The organism is Streptomyces sp. NPDC088725 (assembly GCF_044751305.1).
Classification (GTDB): Bacteria; Actinomycetota; Actinomycetes; order Streptomycetales; family Streptomycetaceae; genus Streptomyces.
Window position 1 is genome coordinate 16,664 of sequence record NZ_JBIVLO010000009.1, and the last position, 22,241, is coordinate 38,904.

21 protein-coding genes are annotated in these 22,241 nt (G+C 68.6%); 12 read left to right on the forward strand and 9 right to left on the reverse strand.

All coding sequences use genetic code 11. The features are described 5' to 3' along the window. Positions 1-11: 11 nt before the first annotated feature. The 9 genes from ACIP6N_RS22220 (at position 12) to ACIP6N_RS22260 (ending at position 9,170) form a co-directional block, all read left to right on the forward strand. The gene (locus ACIP6N_RS22220; protein ID WP_401817930.1) at positions 12-1,010 is read left to right on the forward strand and encodes an ABC transporter permease; all 999 of its coding nucleotides are present in this window, start codon (positions 12-14) and stop codon (positions 1,008-1,010) included. Continuing rightward, a complete protein-coding gene (locus tag ACIP6N_RS22225) occupies positions 1,007-2,107 on the forward strand; it encodes an ABC transporter ATP-binding protein (RefSeq protein ID WP_401817932.1) in 1,101 nt (366 codons plus the stop codon). Before ACIP6N_RS22220 ends, ACIP6N_RS22225 begins: the two co-directional genes overlap by 4 nt. 14 nt (positions 2,108-2,121) lie before the next feature. Then, on the forward strand, positions 2,122-3,318 hold the full coding sequence (locus tag ACIP6N_RS22230; protein WP_401817934.1) for an ABC transporter ATP-binding protein: 1,197 nt from the start codon (positions 2,122-2,124) through the stop codon (positions 3,316-3,318). A gap of 20 nt (positions 3,319-3,338) precedes the next feature. Then, positions 3,339-4,004 (forward strand): trimeric intracellular cation channel family protein, encoded by a 666-nt coding sequence (locus ACIP6N_RS22235; protein WP_401817935.1) that lies wholly within the window; start codon positions 3,339-3,341, stop codon positions 4,002-4,004. 115 nt (positions 4,005-4,119) lie between these two features. Next, positions 4,120-4,986, forward strand: a complete 867-nt coding sequence (locus ACIP6N_RS22240; protein WP_401817937.1) for a thioesterase family protein — start codon at positions 4,120-4,122, stop codon at positions 4,984-4,986. Between the two features lie 148 nt (positions 4,987-5,134). After that, entirely contained in the window at positions 5,135-6,298 is a 1,164-nt protein-coding gene (locus tag ACIP6N_RS22245; RefSeq protein ID WP_401817939.1) for a cysteine desulfurase family protein, read from the forward strand. A 211-nt stretch (positions 6,299-6,509) separates the two neighbouring features. After that, positions 6,510-6,923, forward strand: coding sequence for a hypothetical protein (locus tag ACIP6N_RS22250; protein ID WP_401817940.1), 414 nt, complete (start codon positions 6,510-6,512; stop codon positions 6,921-6,923). Positions 6,924-7,154: 231 nt separating this feature from the next. Continuing rightward, a complete protein-coding gene (locus tag ACIP6N_RS22255; RefSeq protein WP_401817942.1) occupies positions 7,155-8,657 on the forward strand; it encodes a DUF2252 domain-containing protein in 1,503 nt (500 codons plus the stop codon). Between the two features lie 78 nt (positions 8,658-8,735). Next, positions 8,736-9,170 carry a VOC family protein gene (locus ACIP6N_RS22260; RefSeq protein WP_401817943.1) on the forward strand — a complete coding sequence of 145 codons (435 nt, stop codon included), beginning with the start codon at positions 8,736-8,738 and terminating at the stop codon, positions 9,168-9,170. Positions 9,171-9,200: 30 nt separating this feature from the next. On the opposite strand, the gene ACIP6N_RS22265 is transcribed toward ACIP6N_RS22260, so the two are convergent. Continuing rightward, positions 9,201-9,944 (reverse strand): N-acetylmuramoyl-L-alanine amidase, encoded by a 744-nt coding sequence (locus ACIP6N_RS22265; RefSeq protein WP_401817945.1) that lies wholly within the window; start codon positions 9,942-9,944, stop codon positions 9,201-9,203. 60 nt (positions 9,945-10,004) lie between these two features. Here ACIP6N_RS22265 and mnmA point away from each other — a divergent pair, with 60 nt between their 5' ends. Next, complete coding sequence (gene mnmA, locus ACIP6N_RS22270; RefSeq protein WP_401817947.1) at positions 10,005-11,138, forward strand: tRNA 2-thiouridine(34) synthase MnmA; 1,134 nt, start codon at positions 10,005-10,007, stop codon at positions 11,136-11,138. Between the two features lie 81 nt (positions 11,139-11,219). Here the strand turns inward: mnmA and ACIP6N_RS22275 are convergent, their stop codons facing one another. From ACIP6N_RS22275 to ACIP6N_RS22305, 7 genes are all read right to left on the reverse strand, one after another. Next, positions 11,220-12,485, reverse strand: coding sequence for an extracellular solute-binding protein (locus tag ACIP6N_RS22275; RefSeq protein WP_401817949.1), 1,266 nt, complete (start codon positions 12,483-12,485; stop codon positions 11,220-11,222). Between the two features lie 77 nt (positions 12,486-12,562). Next, a complete protein-coding gene (locus ACIP6N_RS22280; protein ID WP_401817951.1) occupies positions 12,563-14,062 on the reverse strand; it encodes a glycoside hydrolase family 3 protein in 1,500 nt (499 codons plus the stop codon). After that, positions 14,059-14,886 carry a carbohydrate ABC transporter permease gene (locus tag ACIP6N_RS22285; RefSeq protein ID WP_401817953.1) on the reverse strand — a complete coding sequence of 276 codons (828 nt, stop codon included), beginning with the start codon at positions 14,884-14,886 and terminating at the stop codon, positions 14,059-14,061. Before ACIP6N_RS22285 ends, ACIP6N_RS22280 begins: the two co-directional genes overlap by 4 nt. After that, a complete protein-coding gene (locus ACIP6N_RS22290; protein WP_401817954.1) occupies positions 14,883-15,860 on the reverse strand; it encodes a carbohydrate ABC transporter permease in 978 nt (325 codons plus the stop codon). The genes ACIP6N_RS22285 and ACIP6N_RS22290 overlap by 4 nt, the downstream gene beginning before the upstream one ends. 16 nt (positions 15,861-15,876) lie before the next feature. Beyond that, positions 15,877-17,160: a sugar ABC transporter substrate-binding protein gene (locus ACIP6N_RS22295; protein WP_401817956.1), complete on the reverse strand. Its 1,284-nt coding sequence runs from the start codon at positions 17,158-17,160 to the stop codon at positions 15,877-15,879. Positions 17,161-17,769: 609 nt separating this feature from the next. Then, positions 17,770-18,015 (reverse strand): DUF397 domain-containing protein, encoded by a 246-nt coding sequence (locus tag ACIP6N_RS22300; protein WP_401817958.1) that lies wholly within the window; start codon positions 18,013-18,015, stop codon positions 17,770-17,772. Positions 18,016-18,028: 13 nt separating this feature from the next. Then, positions 18,029-18,883, reverse strand: a complete 855-nt coding sequence (locus tag ACIP6N_RS22305; protein WP_401817959.1) for a helix-turn-helix domain-containing protein — start codon at positions 18,881-18,883, stop codon at positions 18,029-18,031. A gap of 211 nt (positions 18,884-19,094) precedes the next feature. Here ACIP6N_RS22305 and ACIP6N_RS22310 point away from each other — a divergent pair, with 211 nt between their 5' ends. Beyond that, the gene (locus tag ACIP6N_RS22310; RefSeq protein ID WP_401817962.1) at positions 19,095-19,430 is read left to right on the forward strand and encodes a hypothetical protein; all 336 of its coding nucleotides are present in this window, start codon (positions 19,095-19,097) and stop codon (positions 19,428-19,430) included. Positions 19,431-19,623: 193 nt separating this feature from the next. Here the strand turns inward: ACIP6N_RS22310 and ACIP6N_RS22315 are convergent, their stop codons facing one another. Then, the gene (locus tag ACIP6N_RS22315) at positions 19,624-20,676 is read right to left on the reverse strand and encodes a LacI family DNA-binding transcriptional regulator (protein WP_401817963.1); all 1,053 of its coding nucleotides are present in this window, start codon (positions 20,674-20,676) and stop codon (positions 19,624-19,626) included. 230 nt (positions 20,677-20,906) lie between these two features. Here ACIP6N_RS22315 and ACIP6N_RS22320 point away from each other — a divergent pair, with 230 nt between their 5' ends. After that, positions 20,907-22,232 (forward strand): ABC transporter substrate-binding protein, encoded by a 1,326-nt coding sequence (locus ACIP6N_RS22320; protein ID WP_401817965.1) that lies wholly within the window; start codon positions 20,907-20,909, stop codon positions 22,230-22,232. The last annotated feature ends 9 nt before the right edge of the window (positions 22,233-22,241 follow it).

Here is a 22,241-nt window from a genome sequence, read left to right on the forward strand (position 1 = left end):
GGCCGAGAGCAGTGCTCGCATACCTCATCAGGCGGCTCATGGCCGTCGTAGTGATGCTGGTGGTCATCATGTTGGTGGTCTTCTGCATCTTCTTCCTCGTCCCCAAGTGGGCGGGTATCGACCCGGCCACCATGTACGTGGGCAAGACGTCCGACGCCGCGGCTGTGGAGGCCATCCGGCAGAAGCTCCAGCTGGGCGACCCGATCTTCGTTCAGCTGTGGGAGTTCTTCAAGGGCATCTTCGTTGGCAGGACCTACACGGCCGGCGGAGACGTCACCCATTGCGTCGCCCCCTGCTTCGGCTACTCCTTCAAGAGCGAGCAGGCCATCTGGCCGGTGCTCACCGACCGCCTGCCGGTGACCCTGGCGCTGGCGATCGGCGCGGCGGTCCTGTGGCTGATCTTCGGCCTCGCCGCCGGTGTGCTCTCCGCGCTCAAGCGGGGCACACTGTGGGACCGCGGCGCGATGGTGGTCGCGCTGGCGGGCGTCTCGCTGCCGATCTACTTCACAGGTCTGCTGTCGCTCGCCATATTCAGTTACGGACTCGGCTGGCTCGACGCCCAGTACGTACCGCTGGAGGAAAGCTTCGGCGGCTGGCTCGGCGGCATGCTCCTGCCCTGGATCACCCTCGCCTTCCTCTACGCGGCGATGTACGCCCGTATCACCCGGGCCACCATGCTCGAAGTGATGGGCGAGGACTACATCCGCACTGCCAGGGCCAAGGGCCTGACCGAGCAGGTCGTCATCGGCAAGCACGCGATGCGCTCCACGCTGACGCCGATCCTGACGCTGCTCGGCATGGACCTCGGCGCACTGGTCGGCGGTGCGATCCTCACCGAGACCACCTTCAGTCTTCCCGGCCTCGGCCAGGCGGTACTCAAGGCGATCAACGACCGCGACCTGCCGGTGATCCTCGGTGTCACGCTGATCACGTCTCTCGCGGTGATCATCGCGAACCTGGTCGTGGACCTCCTGTACGCCGCGATCGACCCTCGAGTGAGGCTCGCATGACCGACCAGAGCAAGACGGGTTCCGCAGTCGGGGAGCCCGTGCCCGCGGGCCCCCGCCCTCCCGAGTCCTTCCTCGAAGTGCGCGATCTGCGCGTCCACTTCCCCACGGACGACGGTGTGGTCAAGTCCGTCGACGGCCTGAGCTTCGGGCTGGAGAAGGGCAAGACACTCGGCATCGTGGGCGAGTCCGGGTCCGGCAAGTCCGTGACCTCGATGGGCATCATGGGGCTGCACACCACGGGGCAGTACGGCAAGCGCAAGGCGCAGGTCTCCGGGGAGATCTGGCTGAACGGTGAGGAACTGCTCACCGCTTCGCCCGACCGGGTGCGCAAGCTGCGCGGCCGCGACATGGCGATGATCTTCCAGGATCCGCTGTCGGCCCTGCACCCCTACTACACCATCGGCAAGCAGATCGTCGAGGCGTACCAGGTCCACCACGACGTGGACAAGAAGACCGCGCGGCGCCGGGCGATCGAGATGCTCGACCGCGTCGGCATCCCGCAGCCCGACAAGCGCGTGGACTCCTACGCGCACGAGTTCTCGGGCGGTATGCGCCAGCGCGCGATGATCGCGATGGCGCTCGTGAACAACCCCGATCTGTTGATCGCCGACGAGCCGACCACGGCTCTCGACGTGACGGTCCAGGCACAGATCCTGGACCTGATCCGCGATCTGCAGAAGGAGTTCGGCTCCGCGGTCATCATCATCACCCACGACCTGGGCGTCGTCGCCGAACTGGCCGACGACCTCCTGGTGATGTACGGCGGCCGCTGCATCGAGCGCGGTCCCGCGGAGAAGGTCTTCTACGAGCCGCGCCACCCGTACACCTGGGGTCTGCTCGGCTCGATGCCGCGCATCGACAAGGAGCAGACCGAGCGGCTGATCCCGGTCAAGGGCTCCCCGCCCTCGCTGATCAACATGCCGACCGGCTGTGCCTTCAACCCGCGCTGCCCGTACGCCGACGTACCCAAGGGAGGCATCACCCGCACCACGCGCCCCGAGCTGACCGAGGCGGAGCGTGGGCACTGGGCCGCCTGCCACATGCCGGAGCAGGACCGGGAACGCATCTGGACCGAAGAGATTGCGCCCAAGCTGTGAGCGAGGACAAAGACGTGACGATTCCCGCCCAGAGCGCCGGCACCGGCGTCCTCGCCAAGGACCCCGCACCGGGGGAGACGCTCCTCAAGGTCCAGGGGCTGCAGAAGCACTTCCCCATCAGGAAGGGCCTGTTGCAGCGCCAGACCGGTTCGGTCAAGGCGGTCGACGGCATCGACTTCGACGTGCGCTCCGGTGAAACCCTGGGCGTGGTCGGCGAGTCGGGCTGCGGCAAGTCGACGATGGGCCGGCTCATCACCCGGCTCCTCGAACCGACCGCGGGCCAGATCGAGTTCGAGGGCCGTGACATCACGCACCTCGATGTGCGCGGTATGCGGCCGATGCGGCGCGACGTCCAGATGATCTTCCAGGACCCGTACTCCTCGCTGAACCCGCGCCACACGATCGGCACGATCGTCAGCGCGCCGTTCAAGCTCCAGGGCGTCACGCCCGAGGGCGGCGTGAAGAAGAAGGTCCAGTCCCTGCTGGAGCTGGTCGGTCTCAACCCCGAGCACTACAACCGCTATCCGCACGAGTTCTCCGGCGGCCAGCGCCAGCGCATCGGCATCGCCCGCGCGCTCGCGCTCAACCCGAAGCTGGTCGTCGCGGACGAGCCGGTCTCGGCGCTCGACGTGTCGATCCAGGCGCAGGTGGTCAACCTGCTGGACGACCTCCAGGACGAGCTGGGTCTCACGTACGTGATCATCGCCCACGACCTGTCGGTCATCCGGCACGTCTCGGACCGGATCGCGGTCATGTACCTCGGCAAGATCGTGGAGCTGGCCGACCGCAAGTCGCTGTACTCCGCGCCGATGCACCCGTACACCACGGCGCTGATGTCCGCGGTGCCGGTGCCGGACCCGAGGCGGCGCGGGGCCAAGAGCGAGCGGATCCTGCTCAAGGGCGATGTGCCGTCGCCGATCTCACCGCCCGCCGGCTGCCGTTTCCACACGCGGTGCTGGAAGGCGACGAACATCTGCAAGACGGTCGACCCGCCGATGCTGACGCTGAAGCCGGGCCAGCAGGTGGCCTGCCACCACCCGGAGAACGCCCCCGACCAGGCACCCGAGGACACGGTGCTGCTGTCGGAGGCGCGCGAGGCGGTCGAGCTGGTCGGCTCGGACGCGCTCTCGGGCAGTGCCGCCCCGGCGGACGCTCCGGCGAAGGCGGCGGACCAGCCGTCGGGTACCGACCGGGAGACCGGCACGGAGTAGCCGCCCGGCACAATGAACAGGTGTTCCACACCCTGTTCTCGCCCTCCGTCCAGCACTCTCTCGATGTCGCCGGGATCTTCGTCTTCGCGATATCAGGCGCCCTGCTCGCCGTCCGGAAGAACTTCGACGTCTTCGGGATGGCGGTCCTCGCCGAGATCACCGCGCTGGGCGGGGGGCTGCTCCGTGACGTGATCATCGGAGCGGTCCCGCCCGCCGCCTTCACCGACCTCGGCTACTTCTCCACGCCGCTGGTGGCGACCGCGCTGGTGTTCTTCCTGCATCCGCAGGTCGAACGCATCCAGGGCGCGGTCAACGTCTTCGACGCGGCGGGCCTCGGCCTCTTCTGCGTCACGGGCACCACCAAGGCGTACGAGTACGGGCTCGGCCTCACCGCCTCCGCCGTCCTCGGTCTCGGCTCCGCGGTCGGCGGTGGTGTGCTGCGTGACGTACTCGCCAACGAGGTTCCCTCGCTGCTGCGCTGGGACCGCGACCTGTACGCGGTTCCCGCCATCGTCGGCGCCACGACCGCCGCGGTCTGTCTGCGCTTCGACGCGCTGAACGCGTTCACCAGCTCGCTCGCGGTACTGACCGCGTTTCTGCTGCGGCTGCTCGCTATGCGCTACCACTGGCGGGCGCCGCGTGCCTGGAACCGCCGCTCGTCCGCCGAGGAGGACGTCACGGGCTGAAGCCGGCTCTCACCGGGCCGACGCCGACTGCGCGGGGCACCGAATCGTGCGCGGTAGGTCAAGAACCTACAGACAAGCAAGCGCTTGGTTTGCCGCCTGTTGTACGGTGAATCGCATGGCACAGGCATCCATCGGGGACAGTGAGTTCGACCGCGACACCGCCGTCACCCAGCGCGAACCAGGCGTCTATGACGTGGAGTTGTCCGCGGGCTGGTCGATCATCCGTGCCCTCAACGGCGGCTATCTGCTGGCGGCGATCGGCCGCGCCCTCGGTGACGCCCTGCCCCACCCCCACCCCTTCACGGTGACCGCGCACTACCTCACGCCCTCGGTCGCGGGACCCGCCGTGATCCGCACGGAGAGCGTCAGGACCGGACGCACCCTCTCCACGGGCCAGGCGTCCCTGTTCCAGTACGCGGACGACGGCGGCGAGGTCGAGCGGATCCGGGTCCTCGCCTCCTACGGTGACTTCGACACGCTCACCGACGACGTCAGGACGGCCGCGAAGCCGCCCGGGATCCCGCCGCTCGAACACTGCGTACGCGCGTCGGCCGGACCGTGGACTCCGGGCGACTCCTCGCTCCTCGACCGGCTCGGCCTCGCACTCGACCCGGCCACGGCGGGCTGGGCCGCGGGCCGGCCCTCGGAAAAGGGTGAGATGCGCGGCTGGTTCGCCTTCGCGGACGGCCGAGACGCCGACCCGTTCTCGCTGCTGCTCACCGTCGACGCACTGCCGCCGACCGCCTTCGACCTGGGCCTGCCGGGCTGGACCCCGACCATCGAGCTGACCACCCACGTCCGCTGCCGCCCGGCGCCGGGACCGCTGCGGGTCAGTCTCGCCACCCGCAACCTCGCGGGCGGCTTCCTGGAGGAGGACGCCGAGGTCTGGGACAGCACGGACCGCCTCGTCGCCCAGTCCCGCCAACTGGCCCGCGCTCCCCGCGTCCGCCCTCCGAGGCCGAACGCGGGGGCGGGGAACTGAAGTCCGCCCCGGCGCGTATGGTCCGGGGCGGCTGCGTACGGTCCGGCGCCGGTTCTCCTCGCGCCCGGCGGCGGCAAGATCAGAGGCCGGCCCGACACGGGCCCGGCTGTGGGGGCGGTCGGTGGCGGCTCGTAGAATCGTGAGCATCATGGCTTATCTCGATCACGCCGCGACCACCCCGATGCTGCCCGAGGCGATCGAGGCGATGAACGCCCAGTTCGCCCACGCGGGCAACGCGTCCTCGCTCCACGCCGCGGGCCGCCGGGCCCGCCGTGCCGTCGAGGAGGCCAGGGAGAGCCTTGCCGAGGCCCTTGGCGCCCGGCCCAGCGAGGTGGTCTTCACCTCCGGCGGTACGGAGGCCGACAACCTTGCGGTGAAGGGCCTGTACTGGTCCCGCCGCGACGCCGACCCGGCCAGGACCAGGGTGCTCGCCAGCCCCGTGGAGCACCACGCCGTCCTCGACGCCGTGGACTGGCTGGGCGGGCACGAGGGCGCGACCGTCGAATACCTCCCGGTGGACGGCTACGGACGGGTCCTTCCCGAGGCACTGCGCGAAGCGATCGAGCGGAATCCGGACGACGTCGCGCTCGCCACCGTGATGTGGGCCAACAACGAGATCGGCACGCTTACGCCGGTGTCGGAACTGGCCGACGTGGCACGGGAGTTCGGCATTCCGCTGCACTCCGACGCGGTGCAGGCCTTCGGTCAGACCGAGGTGGACTTCGGCACGTCGGGGCTCGCCGCGATGACCGTCTCGGCGCACAAGATCGGCGGCCCGTACGGCATCGGCGCCCTGCTGCTCGGCCGGGAGCACACACCCGTACCGGTCCTGCACGGCGGCGGCCAGGAGCGGCACGTGCGCTCGGGCACCCTCGACGTCCCCGCGATCGCGTCCTTCGCCGTCGCGGGAAGGATCGCCGCCGAGCGGCGCGAGGACTTCGCCCGCGAGATCGGCGCGCTGCGTGACGCGCTCGTGGAGGCCGTACGTACGGCCGTTCCCGACGCGGTACTCGGCGGCGATCCCGACGACCGCCTCCCCGCCAACGCGCACTTCAGCTTCCCGGGCTGCGAGGGCGACTCCCTCCTGTTGCTGCTGGATGCCCAGGGCATCGAGTGCTCGACGGGCTCGGCGTGCACGGCGGGGATCGCCCAGCCCAGCCACGTCCTGCTGGCCACCGGCAGCGATCCCGAGCTGGCCAGGGGCACGCTGCGGTTCTCGCTCGGTCACACGTCCACGAAGGCGGATGTCGAGGCGGTCGCGGGGGCGATCGGCCCGGCGGTGGAGCGGGCGCGGAGCGCGGGCCTCAGCTGAAGTCCCGCCGTGCTGTTCGGTGTGACGTACATCACATAATTTGTCCTATAAGTCGGGCATGCGCAGGTCGCAGGCCTAGTTATTTACTTATGTCTCCGTTACAGAGAACGGAGATAGCGAGCCGCCCCGGATGCCCAACAAGCTCAGAGACGACCCACTTCCAGATTTGCAGTGGTGTCGCCATGAGCGGCGCCGAGGAGGTGTTTCCGCGATGACTCTCAGTCCTCGCTTCGCCATCAACATCCTTGCTGTGGTGGCAGGAGGGTTCCTCGCGGTCGCCGCGATGGCCTTCACCGCTCCGATCGCCGGGTGGGTCGGCTTCGGAGTCGCGGCAGGTGTCGCCGTCGTCGCCCTCGCCGGCGCGATCTTCGCCCGCCGCCCGTCCACGAAGGCCGGACACAGTGTCCTCGCCCTCGTCGCGCTCTGGTCCGTGGTGGCCGCGCTGGTCTTCACCGGTTCCGCGCTCACCTGGCTGGTCTTCGCGGGCGGCCTCGCGTTCGTCCTGGCCGGTCTCGTCGATCTGACGGCACACGAGCTGAGCACCGAGCGCGTGGTGCACTCCCTGGATGTCCGTTCCGACCCGCGGGTGAACTCATCCGCGACGAGGAGTGACATCGCCGCGTGACACCCGCCGTACGCCGGAGGGGCCTGACCGTTCGACCCGCGTCATCACCGCACGCGGAACGAACGATCAGGCCCCTTCCGTGTGCCGCTGCCCGGCGTGCCGCTTCCGGATGCGGGTTCCGGGGTCACGCGGACAATGAGAGGCAGGCGGGCCCGTCGTCCCCCGGGCGCCCGTCCCCCTCGGGCAGGCCGTTTCTCCAAACCGGCCGTCCCCTTGGACAGGAGGCACCCGATGGAGCAGGGCAGCCGGACCCCCGTACAGCCGCCGCATCTGTGGCAGCCGTCCCCGACGGCGAAGTCACCGAAGCTGCCGAAGCGGACCAAGCCATCGAAGCCGGAACGACCGTCCCAGCTGTCGCCCACCGAACGGGCCGAACGCGGCCGGATCGCACGCCGGAGGACGCCGAGAGCGAGCCACGCCGCCTTCACCCCCGCCGCGAGCCGGCCCGACCCGGTGGACGTCGTCGAGGCGCAGTCCGCCACGCGGCTGCCCGACCTCGTGCCCATCCGGTACGCGCGCATGACGGAGTCGCCGTTCCGCTTCTACCGGGGCGCGGCCGCGATCATGGCGGGCGACCTGGCCGGCACACCGAGGTCCGGCATCTACGCCCAACTGTGCGGAGACGCCCACCTGATGAACTTCCGGCTGCTCGCCTCCGCCGAGCGCCGGCTCGTCTTCGACATCAACGACTTCGACGAGACGCTGCCGGGCCCCTGGGAGTGGGACGTCAAACGCCTCTCCGCGAGCCTGGTGATCGCCGGCCGGGAGAACGGCTTCACCGAGAAGGAACGCGAGACCGTGGTGATGGCCGCCGTACGGTCGTACCGCGAGCGCATGCGCTACTTCGCCGGTCTCGGCAACCTCGCCGTCTGGTACACCGGGACGGACGTCGAGGAGCTGCGCGCGACGGCCGGGCAGCGGCTCGGCAAGCGCGGACGCACACGGGTCGCGGAGACCCTGGCCAAGGCACGCACCCGGGACAACGCGAAGGCGTTCGAGAAGCTGACGCGCGCGGTCGACGGCGAACGGAGGTTCATCGCCGACCCACCGCTGGTGGTACCGCTCGCCGACCTGGCGCGCGGCGCCGAACGGGACGCGATCACCCGCGGCCTCGGTGAACTGGTCGAGCGCTACGCCGAGAGCCTGCCGACAGACCGCAGGCACCTCCTCAGGCAGTACCGGATGGTCGACATCGCCCACAAGGTCGTCGGCGTGGGAAGCGTGGGCACCCGCTGCTGGATCATCCTGCTGCTGGGCAGGGACGATCAGGATCCGCTGATCCTCCAGGCCAAGGAAGCCGACAGGTCGGTGCTCGCGCAGTACACCGAGGAGAGCGCGTACGAGAACGAAGGTCAGCGCGTGGTGGCCGGGCAGCGGCTCATGCAGTCCGCGGGCGACATCTTTCTGGGCTGGGACCGGGCGCAGGGGTTCGACAACCGGCAGCGTGACTTCTACATCCGCCAGTTGAACGACTGGAAGGGGGTCGTCGAGCCGCGGAACATGGTCCCCAGGGGCATGCGCGCCTTCGCCGACCTCTGCGGCGCCACCCTGGCCCGCGCCCACGCGCGGTCCGGCGACCGGATCGCCATCGCCGCGTATCTGGGCGGCGGGGACGCCTTCGACCGGGCACTGTCGGAGTTCGCGGAGAGGTACGCCGACCAGAACGAGCGCGACCACAAGGCCCTGAAGAAGGCGGTACGCACCGGCCGCGTGCGCGCGGCGTCCACCGGCTAGAGCGGGCGGGATCCGGCGCGCGCCGTGCGGGGATGAAAACCTGGTGCCCGTGACGGCACGCGCCTCTAGGGTGGGCTGATGCCAACGGTCAAGCAGTTCCAGGTCACCTTCGACTGCGCGGAACCCGAGCGCCTCGCCCGCTTCTGGTGCGAGGTGCTCGGGTACGTCGTACCGCCACCACCGGAGGGGTTCGCCACATGGGACGATTTCGACCGCTCACTGCCGCCCGAGCGCCAGGGTTCGGCGTTCGCCTGTGTCGATCCCTCAGGTGTGGGCCCGCGGCTGTACTTCCAGCGCGTTCCCGAAGGCAAGGCCGCCAAGAACCGGGTGCACCTGGACGTGCGGGTCGGCACCGGCCTCGTGGGTGAGGAACGCCTGGCCGCGCTCGAAGCGGAGTGCGCACGGCTGGTCCCGCTCGGCGCGGTACACGTGCGGACGCTGCGTGCTGACGGAGTCAACGAGTCGTGCATCCCGATGCAGGACGTCGAGGGCAACGAGTTCTGTCTCGACTGAATCGACCGAGGGGCCGCGCGCGGGACACGTCTAGACATTTTTGCGGGCGCTGGGGCTCGGGCTCTCCGCCGGGTTCCTGGCCAGGTCCGCGGCCGCCTGCCGGACGAGGCGGATGTAATGGTCCCACTCCCAGTGCGGCCCCGGATCCGTGTGATCCGTTCCCGGCACCTCGACATGGCCGATGATGTGTTCGCGGTCGACAGGTATGCCGTACCGCGCGCATATGTCGGCGGTCAGCCGCGCCGACGAGCGGTACATCGCGTCCGTGAAGCCGGCGGGACGGTCCACCCAGCCCTCGTGCTCGATGCCGACACTGCGCTCGTTGTACGCGCGGTTGCCCGCGTGGAACGCCACGTCCAGCTCACGGATCACCTGCGCCACATGACCGTCCTTGCGCACCACGTAATGCGTGGCGGCCCGGTGGGCCGGATCCCGGAACACCTTCAGGGCCACCGCGTAACTGCCCTGGACGACATGGATCACCACCCGGTCGATCGGGTAGTCGGCGGGACGGTCCGCCCGCCGGTAGTTCGCGGGGGAGGCCTCCACCCACTGCGCGCCCGGGTAATCGACGTCACCCTCCTCGCGCGGCTTCTCGACGCCCGGCGTCCGCCACCAGGCGCGGGTCAGCTCCTCCCGGCCCAGCGCGGCGCCACCGATCACTGCCGCACCGCCGCCGATCAGCAGGGACCGCCGTCCGAGCTTCCCGCCGACGGCCCTCACGGTCTCGCCGACGGCCTTCCCGACCCCGTCGGCCCGCCTTCTCCTGCCCATGTCGTCGTCAACGCATACCCCCGCGACTCTGGTTCCCGGGCCCCGTACTCTGGAGGGGCTATGACTCAGACTCCCCAGCCCCCTCGCCCCCTCCGCGTGCTCGCCGCCATGTCGGGCGGCGTGGACTCCGCCGTCGCCGCCGCGCGCGCCGCCGAGGCCGGGCACGACGTGACAGGCGTACATCTGGCGCTCTCCGCCAACCCGCAGTCCTTCCGCACGGGTGCGCGCGGCTGCTGCACCATCGAGGACTCCCGCGACGCCCGCAGGGCCGCCGATGTCATCGGGATCCCGTTCTATGTGTGGGACCTCGCGGAACGGTTCCGCGAGGACGTCGTGGACGACTTCGTCGCGGAGTACGAGGCGGGCCGTACGCCCAACCCGTGCCTGCGCTGCAACGAGAAGATCAAGTTCGCGGCGCTGCTCGACAAGGCGCTCGCCCTCGGCTTCGACGCCGTCTGCACCGGCCACTACGCGACGGTCGTCACCGGCGCGGACGGGGCGCGCGAGCTGCACCGCGCGAGCGACATGGCCAAGGACCAGTCGTACGTCCTCGGCGTCCTGGACGAACGGCAGCTCGCCCACGCGATGTTCCCGCTCGGCGACACCCTCACCACGAAGGAAGAGATCCGCGCGGAGGCCGAACGCCGGGGCCTGGCCGTGGCGAAGAAGCCCGACAGCCACGACATCTGCTTCATCGCGGACGGCGACACCCAGGGCTTCCTGGCCAAGCGCCTGGGCAAGGCCGAGGGCGACATCGTGGACGAGACGGGCGCCAAGGTCGGCAGCCACGACGGCGCGTTCGGCTTCACCATCGGCCAGCGCAAGGGCCTGCGGATCGGCCACCCGGCCGCCGACGGAAAGCCGCGCTACGTCCTGGACATCTCGCCCGTCGACAACACCGTGACGGTCGGCCCGGCCGCCGCGCTCGACGTGACCACGCTCACGGCCATCAAGCCCCGCTGGTGCGGCACGGCGCCCACCGGGCCCGCCGAGTACACCGCGCAGCTGCGCGCCCACGGCGGCGAGACCCCGGCGACGGCGGAGCTGACCGACGGCACGCTGCGGGTCACCTTCGCCGAACCGGTACGCGGTGTGGCCCCGGGCCAGGCCATCGTCCTGTACGACGGCACCCGGGTGGTGGGCTCCGCCACGATCGCGACGACGGAGCGCCGTACGGCGGCCCTGACGGGCTGACCCGCCTCTGCGACGACGTACGACAACGCGGCGGGCCGGCTTCCTTCCGGGTGCCGGCCCGCCGCGTTCGAGCCACCGGCGTCAGCCGATGTGTGACGAGTCGCGCAGGGCGACCGTGATCTTCTCGGATGCCTCCTTGGCGGCCGGTTCCACGTCCTTGCCCTGAAGGACAGCCGTCATGTACGGCTTGAACGGGTTGTTGACGTCGATGTTCGCCCACTGCGGCGAGTTGGGCGTCGCCCGTCCCTCAGCGGCGCCCTTGGCCATGGCCTTGATGCTCTCCCCGCCACCGACCGCGGCGCTGAGCTTGGACTTGTTGGGCACGAAGCTCATCGCCTTCGCCAGCTCGACCTGCCACTTCTCGTCGGCCAGTTCCGAGACGACCTGGACGGCTTCGAAGCGGTGCGCGCTGTTCTTGGGGACGACCAGGTCGGAACCGCCGGTCAGCACACGGCCCGGCTTGTCCGCCGTCTTCCCCGGGACCGGGAAGAAGCCCAGCTTGCCCTTGAGCGCCGGGTTCAGCTCCTCGATCTTCGCCGCCGCGCCGGGGGTGGAGATGATCTGCGCGATCTTGCCCTTGGCGAAGACCTCGGCCTGGTCGGGCTGGGTGTGGTCGGCGTCCTTGGGCGCCTTGCCGAGGGCCTGCAACTCCTTGTAGAACTCCATGCCCTTGATCGCGGCAGGTGTGTCGATCGCGCCCCGCCACTGGCCGCCGCTCTCGGTGGCCAGCTCGCCGCCCTCGTCCCAGATGAAGCCGCAGAGGGTGTACCAGTCCTGCCCGCTGAGGTAGATCCCCTGGTTGCCGTTCTGGTTCAGCTCGGTCGTGTCGTCGATCCACTCGTCACGCGTTTTCGGCGGCGTCTTGATGCCGGCCTGCTCGAACAGGTCCTTGTTGTAGATCACCACGACGTTGGCCGCGTACCACGGGATGCCGAACTGGGCGCCGTCGATGCTGCCCGGGTCGGCGAGACCGGGAAGCCAGTCCTTGCTGCCCAGGTCACGGACCGATTCGAGGGTGAGGTCGCGGAGGTTGTTGCTGTCCGCGTACTGAGCGACCTGGGTGTTGCCGACCTCGATGACGTCCGGGGTGTCCTTGCCGCCGAGGGCGGCCGTCACCGTGTTGCCTATGCCGGCCCAGCCCTTGATCTCGATGTTCAGGTCGATCGACGGGTGCTTGTCCTCGTAGTCGTCCTTGAACGCCTTGACGAATTCGTCGGTGACGCTGCCTTCCATCATCCAGATGGTGATGTCGGTCGACCCCGCGCTTCCGGGAAGCAACCCGCATCCGCTGACGAGGGCGAGGGAAGACGCGAGCATCACAGAGCGGACTGGCAAGCGGCTGTTCACGTGGAGCACCTTTCGGCGTGGGGGGATGTAGGGGGAAAGTGGGGGCCGACCGGGACAGACGAACGGCGGGGGACCGTTCAGCTGCCGCCGAGCAACCGCTCCACGGCTGCCCGGGCGTTTACCCGGCCGGACCCGTAAGTGATCACGAGATTGGCCACCTGCGGGGGAATGGCGTGCGGCCAGCCGGTGAGGACGACGACCGCGTCGGGCCTGCGATCCAGCAGTTCACGCAGGAGCTTCTCCTGTCCGGGGTCGCGGTGGGGTTCGCGTACGACGATGACGAGCGGCCGGTCGGCGGCGCCCTGGAGCGCGGTGCCGGCCTGCTCGGCGCCGGTGGTGGTGAGACCGGGAAACGCCTCGGCCAGGAGCCGGTGCAGGTGGGGCGCGCGGCTGCCCGAGGCGTGGTTGATCTGCTGCCGGAGGTCGATCACATGCGGTGCGGAGGCGAGGCGTACGTCGCCGCGCACGAGGAGCGCGGCGCGGGCCACGGCGAGCGGCAACTCCGGGGCGTCCTGCTTGCTCCGGTCGTCTTCCGGCTCCGCGCGCGAGGACTGCGCCTCGGTGATCCAGTGCGCGAGTTCCCGGTTCCTGCGGTTCGCGTCCGCCAGCCGTTCGGCGGACAGACGTCCGGTCGAGAGCGCCGCGAGGAGCGCGTCACGGGCCGTGACGTACTCGCTCTCGTCCTGCCCGGCGGCCGGATTCCCGAGGCACAGCAGATCGGCGCCCGCGCGTACGGCTTGCACACACGCCTCGCCGAAACCGGGATCGCGGGCCACGGCACCCATGTCCAGAGCGTCCGTGATGATCACTCCGGTGAAGCCGAGTTCTTCCCGTGCCAGCCGGGTGACCTCGGGATTCAGCGTGGCCGGGGCCGTACCGAAGGGCCGCGCCCTGATGTGCCCGGTCATCAGGCACCTGCTGCCCGCCTCGACGGCGGCGGCGAACGGCAGCAGGTCCCTCTTCCTGAGCAGGTCGAGGTCCGCGTCGAGCTGGGGCAGGTCGAGGTGGGAGTCGACGGAGGTGTCGCCGTGCCCGGGGAAGTGCTTCGCGCAGGCGGCGACACCGGCCCGCTGGAGGCCGGTGACGTAGGCGGCGGTGTGCACGGCGACCAGCGGGGCGGCGGAGCCGAAGGCCCGTACCCCGATCACCGGATTGTCCGGGTCGGCGTTGACGTCCGCGACCGGCGCGAGGTTCAGGCCGATACCGGCCCGCCGCAGATCGTGACCGATGAGCCGCGCCGTCCGCTCGGTGACCTCCGGATCGTCGACCCGGCCGAGTGCTCCGTTGCCGGGATACGACGAACCGGTCGCCGCCTCCAGGCGGGTGACGTCCCCGCCCTCCTCGTCACTGGCGATGATCAGGTCGCCGCGCCGGGCGTGCAGGGCCGCCGAGAGCGCGGCTGCCGTCGCGGGATCGGGCACGTTGTGCGCGAAGTACGCGACGCCGGCGAGCCCTTCGCCGATCGCTGTCAGCAGCCACCGCGGCGGCCGCGTGCCGTAAAAGCCGGGCAGCAGGACGCCGTTGACCAGGCGCAGCGCCGACTCGGGCCGCAGCGGCCCGTGTTCGACGTCACTCATCCCTTCACCGCCCCGGCGGCGAGTCCGGAGGACAGCCGGCGCTGGACGATGATGAAGAAGACCAGGACCGGCAGGGTGATGAGCGTGGAGCCGGCCATCACCGGGCCCCAGGCCGTGGAGTTCTCGCCGAAGAACTGGAACAGGCCCACGGCGGCGGTGTACTTGGCCTCGCCCTTCATGAAGGTGTAGGCGAAGACGAACTCGTTCCACGCCGTGATGAAGGCGAACACACTCGTCGCGACGAGGCCCGGTGTGATCAGCGGAAGCAGTACCGACCAGAACATCCGGGGCCACGAACAGCCGTCGAGGTACGCGGCCTCCTCGACCTCCTTGGGGACCGTCGCGACGAAGCCCCGCAGGGTCCAGATCGCGAACGGCAGCGCCAGCGCCACGTAGACGACGGTCAGTCCGAGGAGGCTGTTCAGCAGCTCGTAGTCGCGCATCTGCAGGAACAGCGGGATGACCAGGGCCTCCAGCGGCACCATCTGCACGATCAGCACCATGACCAGGACCGAGGTCCTGAACTTGAACCTGAACCGGGCGACGGCCACCGCCGCGAACAGCGCGAGCAGCCCGGACACGGTGATCGTGCCCAGACCGACAAGAAGCGAATTCAGCAGGAACCGGCCGAAGTTGCCGTGCTCGAAGATGAAGCGGAAGTGCTCGGTCGTGACTCCGCTCGGCAACAGGTCCGCGCCACGGGTGATCGCGTTCGGGTCCAGCGCCGTGCTGACCATCCAGTACACCGGGAACAGCGTGAAGACCAGAAGCGCGAACACCGCGACGGGGAGCCCGATCCGGCCCGCGGTCGTCGTGCGGTTCACAGCTCGTCACTCTCCTTGAAGAGGGTACGGATGTAGACGAACGTGATCACCAGGAGCAACAGGGTCAGCAGGACGGCGGTGGCCGCTCCCGCGCCGTAGTCGTTCTGGGCGAAGGCCCGTTGGTAGGACCAGACACCGAGGTTGAAGACGTCCTCGTTGGTGCCGCTGCCGCCCGGCATCAGATAGATCTGGGTGAACACCTTGAAGTCCCAGATGGTCGACAGGATGGTGACCACCAGGAAGATCGGCTTGATGGTCGGCACGGTGATGTTCCAGAACCGCTGCCAGGCGTTCGCGCCGTCGATCATGCCCGCCTCGTACAGCTCCTTGGGGATCGTCAGCAGCCCCGCGAGCACGGTGATGGCGACGAACGGGAAGCCGTGGTGCACGACGTTGAGGGTGGCGATGGCGTAGAAGGCGAAGCGTTCGGTGAACCAGTTGGTCGTGGCCGGGTCGATCAGACCGAGCGCGCCCGCGAGCTTGCTCATCAGGCCGTCGTCGGCGGCGAACAGCCACACCCAGACGAAGGTGCCCGTGACGGCGGGCATGGCCCAGGCGGCCATGATCGCGGTCGAGCAGATGAGCCGCCACACCGGGCCGAGCCGCAGCAGCAGCAGGGCCGCGAGGGTGCCGAGGACCACCGTCAGCGCCACACAAGCCACCGCGAACAGAACGGTGTTGGGCAGCACGGTCCGCCACAGCCGTCCGTCGCCGAGTAGATCGGTGTAGTGGTCGAAACCGGTGTACGTGCCGACGCCGCCGCCGAATTTGACCTCGTAGTCCTGGAAGGACAGGAGGATGACCTTGATCAGCGGCCAGAGCAGCAGCCCCGCCAGCACCACGAGGGCGGGCGCGAGCAGCAGCCAGGGACGCGTTGTCGTGATGAGCCGCTTACGGCGGGCCGTCGGGCCGCGCCGCGGACCGCGGGGGCGTGCCTGCTCCGGGACGGGAGCAGGCACGGTCCCCGCGGTCACAGGGGACTGTGTGGTCTCAGGAGGCAAAGATCTTGTCCATCTCCTGGGCTGCCTGATCGGCCGCTTCCTGGGCGCTCTTCTTGCCGGTCAGGATGGACTGGATCATCTTCGGCACGACCTGGGAGGCCTGGATCTCACCGTAGGCCGCGGTCTGCGGCACGGTCCCGCCGGCCTCGGTCATCTGCTTGGCGAACGGCGCGACGAGCGGGTCGTTCTTCTCCTGGACCTTCTCCAGCAGGGAGTTCTGGCCGGGGAAGTAGTTCGACTGCTCACCCCACTTGGTGGCGAACTCGCCCGTGGTGACCATCTTGACGTACTCCCAGGCCAGGTCCTGGTTGTCACCCTTGAAGGTGCTCAGGTACGAGCCGCCGAGGAAGGACTTGCTCAGTCCGCCCTTCTCGCCCGGGATGGGCGCCGCGGCGAGCTTGCCCTTGAGGTCGGGAGCGGCGGCCATGAAGCCTTCGGGTGTCCAGCTGCCCGAGAGGGTCATCGCGATCTTCCCCTTCTGGAAGTCCGTCGCGATCTCCTTCTCGGTCCAGGTGGTGGCCTTCGCCGGGGACACGCCGTCCTTCTTGGCGAGGTCCGTGTAGAACTGGATGCCCTTGACGGACTCGGGGGAGTTGATGGCGGACTTCCACGAGCCGCCCTCCTGCTTGGCCAGTTCGCCGCCCGCGCCCCAGATGAACGGAACAGCGTTCATCTCCGCGCTGCCCGCCACCGGGAACGGGACCATGTCCGGCTCCTTCTCCTTGAGCACCAGCGCGGTGTCACGGAGTTCCTGCCAGGTGGTCGGCGCCTTGAGGTCGTGCTTCTCGAAGATGTCCTTGCGGAAGAGCAGACCGCGGACGCCGGCGTACCAGGGCATGCCGTACTGCTTGCCGTCCAGGGTGCCCGCGTCGGCCAGCCCCTTGACGAGGTCCTTGTCGAGACCGGCGTCCTTCACCTTGTCCGTCACGTCGACCAGGCCGCCGGTCTCGGCGAACTGCGGTATCCAGGTCGTCCCGACCTCGGCGACGTCGGGAACCTGGCTCGGGCCGCCCTCGATCGCGGTGGTGAACTTCTTCTGGGCGGTGGCCCACTGCTGGAACTCGACGTGCACGGTGGCGCCGGTCTTCTTCTTGAAGGCGGCGGAGACCTCGTCGAAGAACGGCTTGGCGTCGGGGTTGGTGCCTTCCATGATCCACACGGTGAGGTCCTTGCCCTTGCCCGACGAGGCGTCATCACCCGAGTCGTCACTGCCACAGGCAGTGAGCCCGAGTGCCATGGTCATCGCCATGGCACCGACGACAAGTTTCCGCATGGTTACTCCTTGCAATTGTCCAGATATGAGAGCGAAGAGTGGCAGACGGGTCGAAAGACAGGCGCACTCATCTGGAAGATGGAAAACCATGCCCTCGGTGCGGACCACCCAGGGGGCCGACTACCGGTACCGCCATCTTGTGCTCATGGCAAGTCGGCCGCGTCAACAGGCAGTTCAGCCGGCTGCGCGAAGCGCGCCCAAATCATAGAACGAATGATCGGCTTGTGATCATGTCAAGGGCATAACCATGCACAGCTTTCACATCCCTCACTCGACATACGCATTTGGCATGTGCGATTCGAGCGCCGCCATTGGCTCAACCAATGGCGGTAATGGCGCGGAGGTCAGCGAAATGCCGTGGCCGGGAAGTGTACGGCCCCCATAACCGGAACGGCATTGCGGGGCGGGGCTGTTGATCGGAACGTGTCTGAACTGTTTTTGCTGTGAGGGAAAGTTGCGGCCGCACACGTGAAAAGCGCCGCGTCCGTTACTTCGCGTGGCCGCCGCGCGCGTGCCCGGCCGACACGGCACTGCCGCCGGCCCACCTGGTGGCGGTGTGCGCGGCGGCAGTGTTGGCGCGTGTACGTGTCGGCCCGTCAGGGTGCGTCGTCAGCCCTGAAGGCGCGAGGGTGTGAGCGACGCGCCACCGGCGTCCGCGCCGGCGACGAAGTGGTCGAACTCGCCTGCTTTGACGCCGAGGATGAAGGCGCGGAGCTTTTCGGGTGTGGTGGTGACGATCGTGTCCGGCTGGTCGCTCTCCCGGAGCTTGATGAGACCGTCGCCGTCCGAGGCAACGTTGATGCAGTTGCCTCCGGTTCCGCTGTAGGAAGACTTCTGCCAGTTGTGGCTGGGCATGTTGGCTACCTCATCACATACTCTGCGCGATGTTATGCATCAGATCTCGGGACTTCGCCGACGTGAGAGCGGTCTCCTCCAGCCGGTCCAGTACCGCCCGATACCTGACCAGTTGAGGCTGCGAACCCACGTAGCCTGAGAAAGTATCCGTGTCGAGCTGCACGGTGTCGAGCTGAGATACCTCTGCCTCGAAGTAGATGATTCCCGACCCTGAACTCGGGTAGCTGCCCGTGCCGAACGGGATGACGCGAACATCGATGTGGTCGCGCTCGCTCATGTCCAGCAAGTGCTCAAGTTGCGCTCGTGCCACCTTTCGCCCGCCAAAACCTATGCGCAGGGCGGCCTCATGGATCACCGTGGACAGCGGTGTCGGCTGCTCGCCGTAGATCACCGCCTGTCGCTTGATTCGGAAGGAGAGCAGGTGCTCCACCTCCGGCGGATCGTAGGGCGGTACCACGTCCTTGAAGACGGCGCGGGCGTGCTCGGGAGTCTGTAGGAGTCCAGGCATGTGGATCGCGCAGGCAACGCGCATGGCCAGTGCGTGGTGCTCCAGTTCCGCTACATCCAGGAATTCCGCGGGCAGGATCTCCCGGTACTCCTCCCACCAGCCACGGGTGCGACCGCCGGTCATGTTGGCCAGAGCGTCGACAAGCCGGTGGTCCGAGCAGCCGTACAACCGGGCCAAAGTGCGCACCCGATCCGCGCTCACCGGGTATCCGCCGCCTTCGATACTGCTGATCCGCGACTGTGTCGCGCCGTGCAGCCGGGCTGCCTGCGTCGCGGACAGTTGCGCGTGCTCGCGCAGGCGGCGCAGTTCGGCTCCCAGGCGTTGTTGCCGAATGGTGGGCGGGAGCTTGCTGGGCGGCATCGCCGTAGTCCTCTCTGCGGTGGTGCATGCGTACGGAAATTCACTCAAGCAAGTGAAGGGAGGGATGCTTTCCACCGCCAGGGTGGACTGCATCCTACCGCCGTCGCTACCTTGTGACTCAAGCCACTTCAACTGGCCGCGCCACAAGGCGCTCGCATCGTCGTGTGCAGCCACACCGACAGGCGCGCCCTTCTCTCGACAGGGGATTTCCATGACCGTATCGCCGCAGAGCTCTGCCCTTGGGTCGTTCGACTTCGATCGGGCGACGTACGAACTCGTATGCGACACCGCGCCCCGGCTCTTCGCCGTCGTTGCCGAATACGCCGTCGGTACGGAGGACCAGGACGCCGTGGTCGTCGCGTGGGGTCTCGCGTACGAGGACGGGAAGGTCGAGGTCACGCAGATCGAGGGCGGGCGCCGGTGGCGGCTGGAGGAGCCGGACCATGTCATGCGCTATATCCGGCCGTCGGAGGACTGTTCCCCACGGCTGGTGTGGCTCGCCCCTGCTGGCACTGCCGCGTCACACGCCCAGGACGAGGCTGCCTGACTTGGGTTGGCCGGCGGCGGGGCTGATTCCTCCGGGAATCTGCTCCGTCCGCCAAGGGCCCGTCTTCGTGGACGGCGTGCTCCGGGGTGGACCTTGAAGACCGCGTGGACGAACGTCACGGCCCAGAGCCCGTCAAGCAGTGTCCGCGGCTTCAGCACCGACAGCCCGGCCCCGCTGCGCCACGGGGCTATCGTCAGCGGGATTCCAGCCGCTCGGTGACCGCCGGGCCGTCCGGGTCCGCCGGGGGAGGTGCGCAGGACTCTCGTAGTACCAGGCGGGTCGGCAGGCGTACGTGACGCTCCGACGGTTCGCGGCCGGCCAGGATTTCCACCAGCATTTCCACCGCTCGCTGGCCCATCAGCTGCAACGGCTGCTCGATGGTGGTCAGTCCTGGCCGGACCATGGTGGACTCGGGGACGTTGTCGAAGCCGATGACCGACAGATCGTCCGGTACGCGCATGCCCAGCGTCAGCGCGGCCTCCATGGTGGAGATCGCCGACAGGTCGTTGGCGGCGAAGATCGCCGTGGGTCGTTCGGGCAGGCGCAGCAACTGGCTTGCCGCTTCGGCCGATTCGCTCTGCTCGTAGCCGGCCGCGCGTACCAGCTGCGGGTCGAAGGCGATGCCCGCCTCCTCCAGCGCGCTGCGGTATCCCAACTCCCGCTGCCGGCCCGACTCCAGGTCCCTGGGCGGGCGGCCGAGGAAGCCGATTCTCCGGTGGCCGAGGCTCAGCAGGTGCTCGACGGCGAGCTGGGCGCCGTGGAAGTTGTCGGCGTCCACCATCGGCGCGCCGTCGCCGCCCGTGTGCGGGTCGACGGCGACGACCGGTGAGCCCAGCTCGGCGGCGGAGACGGTGGGCGTCACCAGGACGGCTCCGTCGATCAGTGTGCCGGACAGGCGGGACAAGTAGCGGCGCTCCCAGCCGACATGGCCGCCGCCCTCGCCGCCGGCCGAGTAGACGACCAGTTCGTAACCCGTGCCCTTGATGGCGCGGGCCGCGCCCTTCAACAGCTCGGCGCTGTACGGCTCGATGGCCCACACCAGCACGCCGATCACGTTCGTACGGTGGTTGCGCAGGCTGCGTGCGACCAGGCTCGACTCGTAGCCCAGCTCCGCGATGACCGCGGTCACCCGCTGGAAGGTCGCGGCCGCCACGCCATGACGGGCGTTCAGCACCTTGGAGACGGTCGCCACCGATACACCGGCCTGAGCCGCGACATCGCGGATGGTCACACGGTTACTGGTCACGGACGCGATACTACCGGTCACGAAAACGATCTCGATAACGTTATCGATAACGATTGACACGACTCGGCGCGCACTGCACGATGGCCAAAAATCGCAGCCGGATCAGGGACTTGCCGATGACACGGGACGTCGTCCGCAGTCCGTAACGCCGCATCACCCAGGGCGCTGAACCCGGTGTGTGACACGTCCCCCTGGCCCATCGGTGTGCCCGGGGAAGAGAGGCGGAGAGCATGACGGCATCGGTCACCTCACGCAGGACTGTGCTCGCGGGGCTCGCCGCGCTGGTCGGCGGCGCGGCCGTGGGTTGCGGAACGTCAGGCCCCAGCAAGAGCGGTTCCGCGGGCAGCGGCAAGGGCGCGTCCGTCTGGATCATCAGCGGCGTCACCGAGAAGGCCTTCCAGAACTCCTTCGACTCCTGGAACAAGGCGCATTCCAGTCAGCAGTTCAACGTCCAGTCCTTCGCCAACGACCCGTACAAGCAGAAGATCCGCACCGCCGTCGGAGCCGGCCAGTCGCCCACCCTGGTCTACGGCTGGGGCGGCGGTGTGCTCAGCTCGTACGTCAAGGCCGGCTCCGTGGACGACCTCAGCGACCTCGTCGCCGACCCGCGGCTCAAGGACCGCTTCCTGCCGTCGATCGCGGCCGCCGGCACCATCGGAGGCAAGACGTACGCCGTGCCGAACAACGGTGTGAAGCCGGTCATGGTCTATTACAACAAGGACCTGTTCGCCAGGATCAACGCCGAGCCGCCCAAGAGCTGGGGCGAACTCATGGCGCTGGTGCCGAAGTTCAAGAAGGCCGGGATCGCCCCCTTCACCGTCAGCGGCCAGGCCAAGTGGCCGCTGCTGCCGTGGCTCTCGTACCTGATGGACCGTATCGGTGGCCCCGGCGTACTGAACGACATCCTCGCCAACAAGCCGGATGCCTGGTCCCACCCGGCCGTGACCCAGGCCAACGAGATGATCCAGCAGCTCGTGAAGGCCGACGGATTCGTCAAGGGATTCGCCTCCATCTCCACCGACAGCGGCGCGGACATCGCCCTGCTGTACACCGGCAAGGCCGCGATGAGCCTGGGGCTTCCCGCCACGTACCAGACGATCCAGACGGCCGACCCGAAGTTCATCGCCGACGGCAAGCTCGGCTACTTCCCGTTCCCGACGGTCGAGGGCGGCAAGGGCGATCCGGCGAACGTCGCGGGCAACCCGTCCAATTTCTGGTCGATTTCTGCTTCCGCCTCCGCCGCGGAGAAGGAGGCCGCCCGGACGTACATCAAGAGCAGCCTGCTGAACGCGGAGTACGCGAAGGATCTGCTCTCCGTGGGCAATGTGCCGCCGGTGGCCGGTCTCGACGCCGAACTCGCCTCTTCGAGTGACCCCGGCTACTTCAAGGCGATCTACGAACTGGCCGCGAAGGCACCGAACTTCGCTCTCTCGCTCGACCAGGCCCTGAGCCCGCAGCAGGGCGACGCGGTGCTCACCAACCTCCAGCAGATCTTCCTCGGTGAGATCAGTCCCAAGAAATTCGCGTCCAACATGAACGCGACCATTTCCGCCTGAAGGCGAGTT

Excerpts from the sequence above, each read along its gene's own strand:
- mnmA (WP_401817947.1), top strand. The coding sequence starts at position 10,005 with ATGACTCAGACTCCCCAGCCCCCTCGCCCCCTCCGCGTGCTCGCCGCC.
- ACIP6N_RS22300 (WP_401817958.1), bottom strand. The coding sequence starts at position 18,015 with ATGCCCAGCCACAACTGGCAGAAGTCTTCCTACAGCGGAACCGGAGGC.
- ACIP6N_RS22295 (WP_401817956.1), bottom strand. The coding sequence starts at position 17,160 with ATGCGGAAACTTGTCGTCGGTGCCATGGCGATGACCATGGCACTCGGG.
- ACIP6N_RS22265 (WP_401817945.1), bottom strand. The coding sequence starts at position 9,944 with ATGGGCAGGAGAAGGCGGGCCGACGGGGTCGGGAAGGCCGTCGGCGAG.
- ACIP6N_RS22250 (WP_401817940.1), top strand. The coding sequence starts at position 6,510 with ATGACTCTCAGTCCTCGCTTCGCCATCAACATCCTTGCTGTGGTGGCA.
- ACIP6N_RS22240 (WP_401817937.1), top strand. The coding sequence starts at position 4,120 with ATGGCACAGGCATCCATCGGGGACAGTGAGTTCGACCGCGACACCGCC.
- ACIP6N_RS22280 (WP_401817951.1), bottom strand. The coding sequence starts at position 14,062 with ATGAGTGACGTCGAACACGGGCCGCTGCGGCCCGAGTCGGCGCTGCGC.
- ACIP6N_RS22255 (WP_401817942.1), top strand. The coding sequence starts at position 7,155 with ATGGAGCAGGGCAGCCGGACCCCCGTACAGCCGCCGCATCTGTGGCAG.
- ACIP6N_RS22225 (WP_401817932.1), top strand. The coding sequence starts at position 1,007 with ATGACCGACCAGAGCAAGACGGGTTCCGCAGTCGGGGAGCCCGTGCCC.
- ACIP6N_RS22310 (WP_401817962.1), top strand. The coding sequence starts at position 19,095 with ATGACCGTATCGCCGCAGAGCTCTGCCCTTGGGTCGTTCGACTTCGAT.
- ACIP6N_RS22305 (WP_401817959.1), bottom strand. The coding sequence starts at position 18,883 with ATGCCGCCCAGCAAGCTCCCGCCCACCATTCGGCAACAACGCCTGGGA.
- ACIP6N_RS22320 (WP_401817965.1), top strand. The coding sequence starts at position 20,907 with ATGACGGCATCGGTCACCTCACGCAGGACTGTGCTCGCGGGGCTCGCC.
- ACIP6N_RS22245 (WP_401817939.1), top strand. The coding sequence starts at position 5,135 with ATGGCTTATCTCGATCACGCCGCGACCACCCCGATGCTGCCCGAGGCG.
- ACIP6N_RS22260 (WP_401817943.1), top strand. The coding sequence starts at position 8,736 with ATGCCAACGGTCAAGCAGTTCCAGGTCACCTTCGACTGCGCGGAACCC.